Annotated in this window: 13 protein-coding genes; all 13 read left to right on the forward strand. The window is 33.6% G+C overall.

The window, feature by feature from the left end; all coding sequences use genetic code 11:
• Window positions 1–2: 2 nt before the first annotated feature.
• The 13 genes from AK825_RS03625 (at window position 3) to AK825_RS03685 (ending at window position 14,722) form a co-directional block, all read left to right on the forward strand.
• Entirely contained in the window at window positions 3–1,259 is a 1,257-nt protein-coding gene (locus AK825_RS03625; RefSeq protein ID WP_068034797.1) for an oligosaccharide flippase family protein, read from the forward strand.
• Window positions 1,249–2,340, forward strand: coding sequence for a sugar-transfer associated ATP-grasp domain-containing protein (locus tag AK825_RS03630; RefSeq protein WP_068034798.1), 1,092 nt, complete (start codon window positions 1,249–1,251; stop codon window positions 2,338–2,340). Before AK825_RS03625 ends, AK825_RS03630 begins: the two co-directional genes overlap by 11 nt.
• Before the next feature lie 102 nt (window positions 2,341–2,442).
• Window positions 2,443–3,699, forward strand: coding sequence for a flippase (locus AK825_RS03635; RefSeq protein ID WP_068034799.1), 1,257 nt, complete (start codon window positions 2,443–2,445; stop codon window positions 3,697–3,699).
• A gap of 319 nt (window positions 3,700–4,018) precedes the next feature.
• Entirely contained in the window at window positions 4,019–5,086 is a 1,068-nt protein-coding gene (locus AK825_RS03640; protein WP_082787155.1) for a sugar-transfer associated ATP-grasp domain-containing protein, read from the forward strand.
• A 262-nt stretch (window positions 5,087–5,348) separates the two neighbouring features.
• Window positions 5,349–6,401, forward strand: coding sequence for a hypothetical protein (locus AK825_RS03645; RefSeq protein WP_068034801.1), 1,053 nt, complete (start codon window positions 5,349–5,351; stop codon window positions 6,399–6,401).
• Window positions 6,402–6,499: 98 nt separating this feature from the next.
• Window positions 6,500–7,471 carry a hypothetical protein gene (locus AK825_RS03650; protein ID WP_068034802.1) on the forward strand — a complete coding sequence of 324 codons (972 nt, stop codon included), beginning with the start codon at window positions 6,500–6,502 and terminating at the stop codon, window positions 7,469–7,471.
• A 168-nt stretch (window positions 7,472–7,639) separates the two neighbouring features.
• A complete protein-coding gene (locus AK825_RS03655; protein WP_068034803.1) occupies window positions 7,640–8,632 on the forward strand; it encodes a hypothetical protein in 993 nt (330 codons plus the stop codon).
• Window positions 8,625–9,740, forward strand: a complete 1,116-nt coding sequence (locus AK825_RS03660) for a glycosyltransferase (protein ID WP_068034804.1) — start codon at window positions 8,625–8,627, stop codon at window positions 9,738–9,740. Before AK825_RS03655 ends, AK825_RS03660 begins: the two co-directional genes overlap by 8 nt.
• A gap of 37 nt (window positions 9,741–9,777) precedes the next feature.
• Window positions 9,778–10,941: an O-antigen ligase family protein gene (locus tag AK825_RS03665; RefSeq protein WP_068034805.1), complete on the forward strand. Its 1,164-nt coding sequence runs from the start codon at window positions 9,778–9,780 to the stop codon at window positions 10,939–10,941.
• 21 nt (window positions 10,942–10,962) lie between these two features.
• Complete coding sequence (locus tag AK825_RS03670) at window positions 10,963–12,090, forward strand: glycosyltransferase family 4 protein (protein ID WP_068034806.1); 1,128 nt, start codon at window positions 10,963–10,965, stop codon at window positions 12,088–12,090.
• 6 nt (window positions 12,091–12,096) lie between these two features.
• Window positions 12,097–12,696, forward strand: coding sequence for a sugar transferase (locus AK825_RS03675; protein WP_068034807.1), 600 nt, complete (start codon window positions 12,097–12,099; stop codon window positions 12,694–12,696).
• Window positions 12,697–12,698: 2 nt separating this feature from the next.
• The gene (locus tag AK825_RS03680; protein WP_068034808.1) at window positions 12,699–13,664 is read left to right on the forward strand and encodes an ATP-grasp domain-containing protein; all 966 of its coding nucleotides are present in this window, start codon (window positions 12,699–12,701) and stop codon (window positions 13,662–13,664) included.
• A gap of 116 nt (window positions 13,665–13,780) precedes the next feature.
• Window positions 13,781–14,722: a DUF4184 family protein gene (locus AK825_RS03685; RefSeq protein WP_068034809.1), complete on the forward strand. Its 942-nt coding sequence runs from the start codon at window positions 13,781–13,783 to the stop codon at window positions 14,720–14,722.
• The last annotated feature ends 9 nt before the right edge of the window (window positions 14,723–14,731 follow it).

Raw genomic sequence — 14,731 nt, forward strand, 5'->3', positions numbered from 1 at the left:
TTATGATTAATAAAGTTCGCACCATGCTAAGTAACAAAGACACTAGCCAACTTTTAAAAAACTTTTTTTCATTAGCTCTCTTAAAATTAGTTAACTCTATTTTGCCTTTTGTTACGCTACCTTATTTAATCAAGGTATTGGGAATAGAGCAGTATGGTGCGATTGTATTAGGGCTAGCTTTGATCGCCTACTTTCAGGCAATAACAGACTATGGTTTCAATCTATCAGCCACGCGAGAAATTGCAAAACATCGGACAAACGCAAAGCAGTTGAGCTTTATTTATAGTAAGACAATAATTACCAAGGTCTGCTTACTGCTGTTCTGTTTAGCTATTTTGATACCGATAATTTTGTTTGTACCACAGTTTAAAGAAGATTTAGTTGTTTACTTATTGATGTGTTTGACATTTATAGGCCAAACCTTATTCCCTGAGTGGTTCTTTCGAGGAGTCGAAAAAATGGGGTATATAGCAGGTCTAAATTTTGTGGTCAAAATGTCATTCACTATCGGTGTCTTTACCCTAATTAAAGCGCCAGAAGACTATTGGCTTTACCCGTTTTTGTTAGGTGTAAGCTACATTATCGTATCGATTGTTTCACACTACATTATTGTGAAAAATTTTAAAGTGCATTTATTTTTCATTAATCCAGCTAGAATTAAAAAGACGTTAAAGATAGGCTACCCATTGTTTGTTAATCAATTTGTCCCGAATCTTTTTAATAATACAACCAACTTTCTTATAGGGATAATCTTAGGTAAGTCTTCTGCAGGTTATTTTAGTGCAACAAGAAAAGTGGTGCAAATATTATCAGTTTTTGATTCTGTGGTATCGAACGTGGCTTTTCCATATTTGATTAGGTACAAAGAGAAGTTTAGTATTTTTAGTAAATACTATTTGTTGTTCATTGGTGGCGTTTCAGTTTTTGTGGCTCTGTTACATCCGTACGTTTTTGATATCATTGGAATAGATTATCAGTATGACTCAGAAGTTTTTTATATTCTCTTACTGGGGTTTCTATCTATAGTTTTCTATAGTGTGTATTCTACTAACTACCTCATTTCTAGAGGACATGATAAGGTGGTGATGAGGCTTACTATAGTGACATCTGTACTAGGTTTTATATTGTCTTTCCCACTCATTTACCAATTTGGTCTACTTGGTGGTGCTTTAAATATATTTATAGCTCAGTTTATTTTAGGTTTTGGTTCTTACTTCTATTCTAAGAAAGTTAGTAAACAGGTGAATTATGCAAATTAAAAAATTAATAAGAAACAAGACCTCCGAAACTTGGAAGTTTTTATCAGTGTATTCTGCATTTTATAAGAGTCATAAAAAAATATACAATTCTCCTGACTTTAAAAAAATAAGTCTGACTAAAGAGGAGAAAAGAGAATATCGAGATTATTGGAAAACGATCTCACCGATCATGAGCTTTAAGACAGTAGAGATATCAAAGTCATTGTCAGGAATATTTAATAAGCACGTTATTCCTGAGGAGTTTTTTCCTCTATATGTAGAATACTCATTAAATACTGATAGGAGTACTAACTTTTTAACTAATAAAAGTATTTATAACAAATGGTTTGGTAAAGGGGTTTTTCCAAAGGATTTCTTTCACAAGTTTGATGATAGCTACTATACGTATGAATTCGGTATCATAGAAAATATTGAAGAGTTCGTTGATAAGACAATTAGTGAAGCTGATTTTCCTATCGTAATTAAACCCAATAAAGGTAGTTATGGTGGCAAAGATATATACTTCGTGAATAATAAAGAAGAGATTAAAAGTATTATTAAACAACATCCTAATTTAGTTGTTCAAGAAAAGATAGAGCAGTCTGAGTCGATTAATTTGTTCAATAAGGATAGTGTGAACACGGTTCGTGCCTGCTTATATAAAGACGATAATGGTGTCATGCATATGTTGAATGCCAGCCTACGTATGGGAAAAGATGGTAGTTTAGATAACATGACGGCTGGCGGAATTGTTTGTAGTATAAACTCAAAAGGAATGCTAAATAAGTACGCAAACGATATACGAGCAAAAAAATATTTAGAGCATCCTAATTCAGGTTTTGTCTTTGAAAATCACGAGTTTCCACTTTATCAGGATTTAGTCGAAGTGAGCAAAAGCGTCGCTAATGCTGTAATAGGAGCGCGCTTAATTAGTCTCGATATGGCTTTAGATTCTAATGAGAAATGGCGCTGTATAGAGTTAAACGTAAATGGTCAAACTATAGAATTTCCACAGAACGCAGGTGAAGCATTCTTGGGTGAGTACACTGACGAAGTTATGAATAAAATATCTAATCGAAATCATAAAATAGCCATTCGCTGACAGGTATGAGTCAACTCATGTAATTCAATTCAATATTAATCAATGTGTCAATAGAGCTATATTTTAGTATTTTGATTCCTCAACAAGCAAGTGATTAAGTTTATGATTAATAAATTTCGCACCATGCTACGTAATAAAGATACAAGTCAACTGTTTAAAAACTTTTTTTCTTTATCTCTATTAAAGCTTATTAATTCAATTTTACCTTTTGTTACTTTACCTTATTTAATTAAAGTATTGGGAATAGAACAGTATGGTGCGATCGTATTAGGAACAGCTTTAATTGCTTATTTTCAAGCAGTAACGGATTATGGTTTTAATTTATCAGCCACTAGGGAGATTGCAAAGAGTAGAAGCAGCCAGAAAAGTTTAAGTTACATATACAGTAAAACTATGGTAACCAAATTCTATTTATTGGTTCTTTCTTTAAGTATATTAATACCAGTAATTTTTATCGTACCACAGTTCAAAGAAGATTTAGTAATATATTTATTAATGTGTTTAATACTAATAGGTCATACACTATTTCCAGAATGGTTTTTCCGAGGTGTAGAAAAAATGGGCTATATAGCCATTTTAAATTTAATAGTTAAGATGTCGTTTACCATAGGTGTGTTCGCATTCATTAGAAAACCAGAAGATTACTGGCTATATCCATTTTTACTAGGTATTAGCTATATTATCGTAACCTGTATTTCGCATTATATATTAATAAGGGATTTCAAATTAAGAGTAGTGCCAATAAAATTTAAAAGAGTTAAGAAAACTTTAAAACTTGGTTTTCCTTTATTTGTCAACCAATTCCTTCCAAATCTTTATAATAATACTACCAACTTTTTAGTAGGCTTAATGCTGGGTAAGTCATTTGCAGGATATTTTGGAGCTACAAGACAAGTAGTCACGATATTGGGAGTTTTCAACTCTGTAGTGTCAGGTGTGGCTTTCCCATATCTAATTAGACACAAAGAAAAATTTAAAATGTATAGAAAGTATTACTTGATGTTGATTATTTCTATCATAGCTTTCCTTCTATTAATACATCAATTTATCTTTGATATTATCGGTATAGAGTATGCTAATGATTCGGAAGTTTATTATATTCTTATGTTAGGAATGTTATCTATCGTTATCTACAATATACATTCTACAAATTATCTAATTTCAAGAGGGTATGACAAAGTAGTAATGAAAATTACCATAATTACATCAATAATAGGGTTCGCATTATCTTTCCCTCTTATTCATAATTTTGGATTAATAGGTGGTGCTACAAATATATTTATCTCTCAGCTTATATTAGCAATTGGCGCTTACTACTTTTACAGGAAAATAGATAAACAAGTGCAAAATGCAAATTAAAAAAACTATAAGAAATACAAATTTCGAAAATTGAAAGTTTTTATCAATATAATTCGTTTTTTATAAGCACTGTAATTTAGTATGCAGATAATGTATTTTTAGGCAATCGTATAGACGAAATCATGAGATGTTCAATAATTATCAATAACTAGATATGTCAGTAAGTATTTCATTAAATTGAAGAATGCATTTATTAGAGCTATATTTAATATATTCTATTAGGCTATTTAAAAAAATGATGATGTTGACAAGATTTAAACCTTTAGCGACATGATTGGCTTTGAATTTTCTTTAAGAAAAACAAACTAGTGAGTAAGATATGGACACTAAAAAATTGATCAGAAACAAAGCCGCGGGAACTTGGAAGTTTTCTTCAGTGTACTCAGCGTTCTTTAAACGTAATAAAATTATATACAGTTCTCCACATTTCAAAAGATCGAAGTTAACAAGCGACGAGAAGAAGGAGTATCGTGACTATTGGAAGGTGTTATCACCAATCGTTAACCTTAAGACAGTTGAGATAACCAAGTCGGTATCAGGAGTCTTTGAAAAAAGAATCGTTCCTGAAGAGTTTTTATCTTTATATATTGAGTCTAGATTGAACTATGATAAAAAAATTCATTTTTTAGAAAATAAAAGTATCTATAACAAATGGTTTGGTATGGGAACTTTCCCTAAAGATTTTTTTCATAAGATGGATAATAGCTACTATACATATGATTTCAAAATTATTGAAGATATAGAGAAATTTATTGAAGATAATATAACTGAAACTGATTTCCCTATGGTTATTAAACCCAATAAAGATTCTTATGGTGGTAAAGACATATATTTTGTTAATAACAAAAATGAAATTAAGGATGTTATTAATCAATATGTAAATCTAGTAGTGCAAGAAAAGCTAGATCAATCTGATTTAATTAATATTTTTAATGAAGACAGTATCAATACTGTACGTGTATGTATATATAAAGATGATACAGGTGAATATCACATCATTAATACCAATATACGTATGGGAGTAGACGGAAGCTTGGACAACTTATCAGATGGTGGAATCGTTTGTAATATTAAATCGGATGGAATGCTAAACGATTATGCAAATGATAGATATGCCAAAAAATTCTTTAGTCATCCTAATTCAAATTTCGTCTTTAAAGGTAAAAAATTCCCACTGTACAATGACATGGTTGATACGAGTCTCAAAGTGGCAAAAGATATTGTAGGTGCTCGCCTAATCAGCCTTGATATGGCTTTAGACTCTACTGATAAATGGCGTTGTATAGAAGTAAACTTAAATGGACAAACTATGTTGTTTGCACAGTATGCAGGTGAGCCATTTTTAGGCGAATACACAGATGAAATCATAAACAACTTAAAAGCTTAAATATAAAAACTCCATTGTTTTGTAACAGATAATTAATGTATATATTCATATTTATTCATATATTTTACTAAAACAACCATTCGTACGAGTATTAATACCTTATATCTTGAATTAAGATAATAAAAAATTAATCGGTTATTATAATAGGTACCTATCGATATTAACGATTATATGAACAAACAATAGTTAATGAACGTTTGTGATTAACATGATATTCTTAATATTTATATAATGGAAATATGAATTACAGAAGGTTCAAGATATGAAGATATATATAGCAACTTTACCTAATGGTTTTTTTGGTAGTACAGGCCAAAGCTGGCGAAGCCTAGATGTCAATAAATTGGCTGCTCTGTTAAATTATGACACCGAAATAGTAACAATAAATGACCTAATGAGTATTAAGTTTCAAGAAACAGATACAGTGGTTTATACCTCAAGTGATGAAAAGCATATAAGATTTTATTTACAGGATATTATGTATTTTGTTAATAAAAAATGCAGAATTTTACCTAATTACGATATCCTTATGAGCCATGAGAACAAGGGTTTTCAAGAATTAATGAGAACTGAACTAGGCTTCGGTAATCTAAAGGGTAATTATTTTTTTGATATTGATGATTCGGCGCTTTCAATTCCAAAAGTTCTGAAGACGGTCAATGGTGCAGGCAGTAGTGGAGTATTCTTAGTAAAAGAAGAAAATGATTTACTAGACATAAGACAGAAACATTTCAGTAACTGTAATAGAAGAAAAGTAATAAAACTACAAAGAAGAATTAGATCAAAAGGTAACAAATTTTCAATCTATAACTATAGGCATAAGGGATTTAATAGATTTGTTGAACAGGATTTTATACCTAATTTGACCTACGATTTTAAAGTTTTGGTATTTGGTGATAGATATTACAGTCTGAAAAGAAATATAAGAAAGGGTGATTTTAGAGCTAGTGGAAGCAATCTTTTTGAACATGTTAAACCTTCAGTAGAGGTCTTAGATTATGCAAAAAGTATATTTAGTCAAATAAATAACCCTTATGCCTCATTGGATATTGCACAATCACCTAATGGTTGTCACTTAATAGAGTTTCAAGGGACCAATTTTTCACCAGGTACTTTACTGAAGGCTCCTAGCAGATATTTATGTATAGATGGAGAGTGGGTCAGAGAGGATAACGATAAAGACCTTGAAGCAAATTATGCTCATGCTTTGAATCTATTTATGAAAAGTAGTGAAATACCTTGTACATCAGTTCCATCTTGTACATCAGTTCCATTGAGTATAATGACTCAAAACGATTGCTCTAAAGTTATGTAACTAATTAATAAAATTGGATGAAGATGATATTTACTATTGCTTATGCTTTACTAAACAATCTTTAGAATAAGTGTCAAATATCATTTTAGGAATTTAATATGAAGATATATATCGCTACATTGCCAAATGGTTTTTTTGGCAGCGCTGGTTGTAGTTGGCAAAGTTTAGATGTTGATAAGCTATCCGCTCTTTTGGATTACGATGTTGAAATAATAACAATAAATGACTTAATGAATATTGAGTTTGATCCAGATGATACTGTTATTTACACCTCTAGTGATGAAGAAAATATTAGACTTTATCTAAGAGATGTTATGCATTTTATAAACAAGAAATGTAGGATACTCCCTAACTATAATATGCTTTTAGCTCATGAGAACAAGGGTTTTCAGGAATTGTTTAGAACCGAGTTAGGTTTTGGTAATTTGCGTGGTAACTATTTTTTCGACATTGATGACTCTAAACTCACAATGCCGAAGGTTTTAAAGACTATATCTGGTGCAGGAGGTAGTGGTGAATATCTAGCAAAAAATAAAAGCGATATTTCTACTATAAAAAATAAGTATTTTGAAGTTTCGAGTAAAAGAAAAATAATAAAATTACAAAGAAGGATTAAGTTAAAAAGCAGTGAGTTTTCAATCTATAGTTATAGGCACAAAGGATTTAGTCTTTTCGTTGAGCAAGAGTTTGTACCCAATTTATCGAATGATTTTAAAGTTCTGGTATTTGGTGATAGGTATTATGGATTGAAAAGGACGGTTGGGAAAAATGAATTTAGAGCTAGTGGTAGCGGTTTATTTGAATGTGTTAAGCCACCTAAAGAAGTTTTGGATTTTGCAAGAAGTGTAGTTGATAAAATAGATAATCCTTATGTTTCTTTGGATATTGCTCAATCAGATGATGGCTGCTATTTGATAGAGTTTCAGGGTACCAATTTTAGTCCACTTGCTTTATTGAAATGTTCTAGTAGATATGTTTATTTCAACAATAAATGGGTGGAAGAAGAAAATAATAAAGATCTTGAAGAAAACTTTGCTTACGCTTTGAATACATTCTTAAGCTATAATTGATTTACTATCTACCGATAAGCTTCGGTAGATATGACTTCTATACTTAACAGTTCCTGTTTTAATAAGAACGTAGATGGAAGAATAGACACAAGTTTATTTAAAAATTATTGGGGTTTTTAAGAGATATCTCAAATTCAATAATTCTAACTACTTCTTAAAGGGGAAATTATGAAAAGGAAAGTCTATTTAGCTTCACTACCAAACGGTTATTTTGGAAGTGCAAAGAATAGCTGGGGTACATTAAGCGTCGAGCGTTTGACAAGCTCATTTCCTACAGATGTCTACGATATCAACTTTATAAGTATCACTGATATACCTGAAATTGAGTTCAATTCAGATGATACTTTAATTTATACCTCTTTATATAATAATGAGGTAAGGTCATATTTAAAAGATATACTCTACTACGTAAAAGATCAATGTTTAATAATCCCTAGTTATGAGATATTGTTAGCTCATGAAAATAAAGGATTTCAGGAGGTAATGAGAAGTCAATTTAATAATGTGGATTTCTCTGGTCAATATGTTTTTGACTTAGATCAAATAAAAATACCTGTTCCTTTTGTATTAAAGACGGTAGATGGCTCAGGCAGTTCTGGCGTGCAATTAATTAAGACTGCAAAAGATTTGGCAACTGTCAAGAAAAACGCTAATCAATTGCCTCTTAAACGAGCCATGAAGAAAATCATACGTTCAAAACAATTATCAACTGAAAGTTATTCATTATATTCTTACTTTTATAAACCTTTCAAAAGATTTGTTGCACAACCTTTCCTTGAAAAGTTAAATTGCGATTATCGCGTGTTAGTCATAGAACAGCGTTTTTATGCCATGCGTAGAGATGTGAGAAAAGGTGATTTTAGAGCTAGCGGTAGCAAGAAATTCCATCACAATAAAGTACCTAGTGAATTACTAGACTATGCAAAAGAGATTTTCGAAGAGTTAGATAATCCTTTTATTTCGATGGACTTAGCTCTTAAAGATGGTAAGCCATATCTGATTGAGTTTCAGGGGACAAATTTTGGTTCTTCTGTTATAAGACGGTCTGTTGGCTATTACTGTAAAACCAATGAGGGTTGGGAGTTTCTAGAAAAAGAGTCATTGCATGAAGAAACTTTGTCTTATGGTCTGTTGAGTTATGTGGAACGTAAAAATGCCTAAGAGAGTAGTGCACGTTATTATTGGATTGAATGTAGGTGGTGCTGAGCTAATGCTTAAGCGTCTAGTACTTCATAGTCAAAAGACTGGTCAATTTGAACATTCTGTTATATCTCTAACTGATTTAGGGGTTATTGGTTCAGATTTACAGGATCAAGGAATAGAGGTATATAGTCTGGGTATGAAGTCTATAGCATCAGTACCTAAGGTTTTTTTACGACTCAAGAAACTACTTAAAGAGCTTAAACCTGATGTAGTGCAGACTTGGATGTATCATGCTGATTTTTTAGGTGGTTTAGCTGCAAGGAGTGTGGGTATTGATAATATTATTTGGGGTATCCGTACTACAGACGTATCGCAAGGTGCTTCTAAACAAACGGTTCATCTTAGTAAGTTATGTGCAAAATTGTCTTATTACATTCCCGATTCTATCGTTTGCGCGGCTCATGTATCTAAAGACTATCATGTAGGTATCGGCTACGATGAGTCCAAGATGATGGTTATCCCTAATGGTTTCGATTTGGAGGCGCTTTCTTCCACAGAAGAAGATGGACTCGATATTCGTAGGCAGTTTGACTTGTCACCCGATGATATTTTAATTGGATCGGTAGGAAGGTTTAATCCAGTCAAGAACCAAAAGCTTTTTGTGGAAGTTGCCTCTACGTTAATAAAAGATTTCCCAGATTTGAAGTTTATGCTAGTAGGTAGAGACAATGACTCAGAAAACAAAGAGCTAATGTCTTGGGTCAAACAGCACAACCTTGTAGATAATTTTAGATTGTTGGGTCAGAGGAATGATGTGCCTAAATGTCTAAAAGCTATGGATATTTTTTGTCTACACTCCAGAACGGAAGGGTTTCCGAATGTAGTTGGAGAAGCCGTGTTATCAGACACTACATGTGTAGCAGTAAATGTCGGTGATGTCGGTGTTTTATTAGATAAAGAGTCAATTTCATTAAGTAATGATGCGCTTGGAATCAGTAATGCTATAAAAAACTACCTTGCCTATCCAAAAGACAAGTTACTCAAGAAAGCTAATGAGAACAAAGACAATATTATTACTAAATACTCTATGGAAGTGATCATAGATAAGTTCCACAGTTTATATTAAAAAATAAAAATTAATAGACGATACTGTAGCGAATAATATGAATATAAAATCTCCTAATTTCATTAGTTTAAATTCCTTTGTATTGACCTCAATACTTGTAATTTTTATTGTAAGTTTTTCAGCTCTAGCTCCATTGAGAGCGCCTTTGATAGTTATACATTTTGCTTTATTTTATTTTCTTGTAATGTATAAGCATCAAATAGTAATAATGAATAAAAGTTTGATTGCTATATTCTCTCTTGTATTCTTTGTCGTTATACAAAGTATTATCTTCCAAGGTAGTATGTTGATCATAGTTCAGTCTATAGCTTTGGTCCTATTTTTATTTTTTACATCTCAGATAGCTTTAGCTGAAGGTAAGTCTTTCTATCATAAGGAACAATATAAAACACTATCTAAAATCTTACTTATATTGCTCCCTTTTTTCCTTGTAAGCTTTACGCGTTGGTCTGACTTTCGCCAACCTGGGTTATTTATGAACCCAAACATTACCAGCCATCTGGCAGTGATGTTATTACCTTTTATCTTATTGGGTTTGGATCGTAAGAAATACAAATTTCTAGCAGTAATGTTAGTAGCTGTAATCACCGTTATTACTGCGTCTAGAAGTGCAACGTTAGCATTCATATTGAGTTTGTTGTCTTATATCTTTGTCACAAAATTCCCGAGAAGTAATTTTTTCACGTTGTTTTTATTACTAGCAACAGTACTAGGTATATCTATTTATTCGGTCGAAATTGCAGATTGGGTAGCTGGTCATGTTTCTGGTTTAGCAAGTTCGTCTGATTCACGTCTATTGGACACTGGTTATAACGGGCGTGATGTATTAATGCAGTTAGCGCTCGAAAGGTTTCAAAGTCAACCTATAATAGGATTGGGTTTTGATGGTGTTAAATTTGATAGAGGTGGTGGACGTGAGCTTGGCACACACAACGGACTGATAGAAACTTTGATAAAGTTTGGAATTATTGGCACTGTTATTTTCGCTCTGTTTTGCTTGTCTTTAATATGGATGACATCCAAACATAATCCTAGATTCAAAGCTGTTACGGTAATGTCACTTGCAGCAATATTTTCTTTATCTACCAATAGTTCAACTTTCTTTGTACTTAATTACCTGTTTATTTATTCAGTTATCTTGGTTTATTTAGGTTATAGAGCACAAGATGAAAATGAGAAAGAGATTTCTGTCGAACACTAATATATTTTAATAGAGTTATTTATGAAATTTTTACTTGTAGCTAGTTTTGCCAGTTCTTTAATTGGTTTTCGCAAACCCCTTATAGTTGCGCTATTAGAGAGAGGGTTAGAAGTTCATGTGGCTGCTCCAGAACTATTAGATAATCAAGTGGTAATGACAGAGCTAACACGATTGGGCGTCATACCTCATAGTATTTCGATGCAACGAACAGGCATCAACCCTGTAGCAGATACACAAGCTTTGATTTCTCTCTATGCTTTGATGAGAAAAATCAAGCCAGACTATATGATGGGATACACTATCAAGCCTGTCATTTACGGAACGCTTGCAGCTTGGCTGGCTCGTGTGCCTAAGCGTTTTGCTCTAATTACAGGTTTAGGCTTTGCTTTTACCGGAGAGGATGATAATAAGCGCAAACGTGTACGTGCTGTCGCTCAAGGTTTATACCGTTCAGCGTTGCGTCATTGCCAAGTGGTATTCTTCCAAAATCACGATGACGAGGCTTTGTTTCGTCAGTTGAATATTGTGTCTTCAAAAACACGTACATGTGTAGTCAGTGGCTCAGGTGTAGATGTAGAGGAATTTGATGTTGTACCTTTTGATACGCAAAAGCCATTACGCTTTTTATTGATTGCTCGATTATTAGGCGATAAAGGGGTGCGAGAATACAATCAGGCCGCTCAACAAGTTAAAAAGCTATACCCTAAAGTGCAGTTTGATTTAGTCGGAGGCCTTGATGCTAATCCAACCAGCATTACCCAAGCTGAATTAGATGAATGGATTAAAGCGAATACGGTTAACTTCTTAGGTCGCTTAAACGATGTACGCCCAGCGATTCAAGCATCTTCAGTCTATGTGTTGCCGTCTTATCGTGAAGGCACACCACGTACAGTACTAGAAGCGATGGCAATGGGACGTGCAATTATCACTACTGATGCACCAGGCTGTCGTGAAACGGTTGTAGATGGTGACAACGGTTTCTTAGTTCCTGTAAAAGACGTAGATGCTTTAGCACAAGCGATGCTACGCTTTATTGAGCAGCCAGCATTGATTGCACAGATGGGCCGACGTGCACGCATAATAGCCGAAGAAAAGTACGATGTGCATAAAGTAAATGCCCATATGATTTCGGAAATGGAACTGGAGTAACAACACATGATAAAGCGAATCTTTGATATTACAGCCGCTACTACGGCGCTAGTGGTTTTATCTCCGGTATACGCGGTTATAGCATATAAAGTTAAGAAGAATCTCGGCTCGCCAGTATTGTTTCGACAGATACGTCCCGGTATTAATGGTGAGCCTTTTGAGATGGTTAAGTTCCGTTCTATGAAGGATGCTAAAGACGCTGACGGTAACCTTTTACCTAGCAACGAGAGACTGACACCATTCGGTAAAAAATTACGCGCTAGTAGTTTGGATGAATTGCCTGAACTCTGGAACGTAGTAAAAGGTGATATGAGCCTTGTTGGCCCTCGTCCTCTACTAATGGAATACTTGCCACTTTATAGTGAAGAGCAAGCCCGTCGCCACTTAGTTCGCCCTGGCGTTACTGGTTTTGCCCAAGTCAATGGCCGCAATTCAATTGCTTGGGATGAAAAATTCAATCTTGATACATGGTACGTCGATAATCAATCCCTATGGCTAGATATCAAGATTCTATTCAAAACAGTAAAAAAAGTACTGATAAAAGATGGGATTAATGCTGATGGTGAGAAAATCATGGGCAAATTTAAGGGCAATACTGGAGAGTAATGATGAACATTTTGATAACTTCTGCTGGACAGAGAGTTTCCCTCGTTAAATCCTTCCAAAAGGAGTTGACTGACATCGATGAGAAAGCAAAGGTCTTTACTGCTGATTTTAATCCAATGTTAGCACCAGCTTGCCATATTTCAGATGGGTTTTTTTCTGTACCGAAAGTGACTGATGAAGAATACATTAGTCAATTGCTAAAGAATTGCTTAGACAATGACATAAAGTTAATCATTCCGACCATCGATACTGAATTAAATATTCTTAGTACCAATATCTCAGAGTTTGAAAAAAATGATATTCAAGTAGTGGTTAGTGATGCTTCCTTTATAAAGAAATGCCGTGATAAAAGAAAAACCAATGAGCTGTTTGAAAAGTATGGAATAGATACGCCCACACAGTTTGATCAAGATAACCTTGAGTTTCCTGTATTCGTAAAACCATACGATGGAAGTCGAAGTGAAGGCATATTTACAGCTTTTGAACCGAGCGATATAAAAGATGAGCATATCGATAATAAAAAACTAATGTATATGGAATACATCTCGGATGAGGACTACGACGAATTTACCATAGATTGTTACTATGATAAAAATTCTACTTTGAAATGTGTGGTTCCACGTAAGCGTATCTTAGTGAGGGCAGGCGAGGTAAACAAAGGCGTTACTAAGAAAAATATTATCGTAGATGAGTTTACAAAGAAGCTTGCCAAATTAGAAGGCGCTAAAGGATGCTTAACCATTCAAGTATTTCTACATAAAACTAAAGATATTATGAAAGGTATTGAAATCAATCCAAGATTTGGTGGTGGTTATCCTTTGACTTATTTGTCAGGTGCGAACTATACGAAATGGGTGATTGAAGAATATCTACTGAATAAAGAAGTCACAGACTTTAGTGATTGGGAAGGTGATTTACTCATGCTACGTTATGACGCAGAAGTTTTGGTCAGTAATTACGATAAGTAGAGTAATAGTTTTGGTTTGTATAATCTCTAGTTGTATATGATTCAGCTAGAATGTTAATCGATTAAGTAAAAGATTTTTGACTTTTCGTTTAACACAAATAATAGAGTAGATTACAAATGGCTTTTACACCAGCTCATATGGCAGCAGCATTGCCGTTTTATCCTATTAGACGTTGGTTGCAATTTGAGGCATTACTCATTGGCACCATGATGCCAGATTTACATTATTATTTGAATATTCCTGACTCGTTTTCTCGTCAATCCCATGAGTGGGCAGGTTTACTTACGTATTGTTTACCATGGGGCTTATTGGTATTTGCACTATGGTATTGGTTATTGAAACCTGCTGCTTTTGCACTTATTCAACCGTTTATAAAAGGGTTTAGAGAAGACCCTTATGAGCAAAGATATGAAGAGCTAGGGACGAATTTATCTAGTAGGGAACGACAAATTACTGGTTATACTCCTAGATATTGGTCTTTTGCAGGACTAAAGAAGCGTACTAACCATTTGTTAAGCTCATTTTGGCCAACCGTAGTATTTGGGTTGATCTTAGGTGCAGCTACCCATCTAGTTTGGGATGGTATTACTCATGCCGATGGATTTATTGCACAGCGTATAGATTGGTTACAGTATCCTTTATATTTTTATCCCTTTAAAGGAACAACTATTTCTCGGCTGCTGCAGTACTTAAGTTCGATGGCAGGGTTGTTGGCACTGTTTTGGTTTGCCGTAGTACATTTTAAGTCTTGGCAGCGTAGTAATCATGGATTGAAGAGTAGTAATCAAGTCTTAGATAGACAAGCAGAAGATAGTGTAACAAAGCCAGTATTAGCAAGAAAGCATAGCCTATTAATAGTTAGTTCCATTGCCATTTTGTCAATACTATGGAATATGGATACTTTTTTAAGATGGTATCCGTCATTAACTAGTAGTCCATATACTTTCGCTGCAAAAGTATTGGTAAGTTTGCTTCAAGATGTCGCAATACTATGTATTGGTTACGCTGTGATTTATCATTTAATTTATTTATCTAGATACGCATTTCGGAAGAAATAAAAATTTGCT

Origin of the sequence: Psychrobacter sp. P11G5 (assembly GCF_001593305.1) — a bacterium.
GTDB lineage: Bacteria > Pseudomonadota > Gammaproteobacteria > Pseudomonadales > Moraxellaceae > Psychrobacter.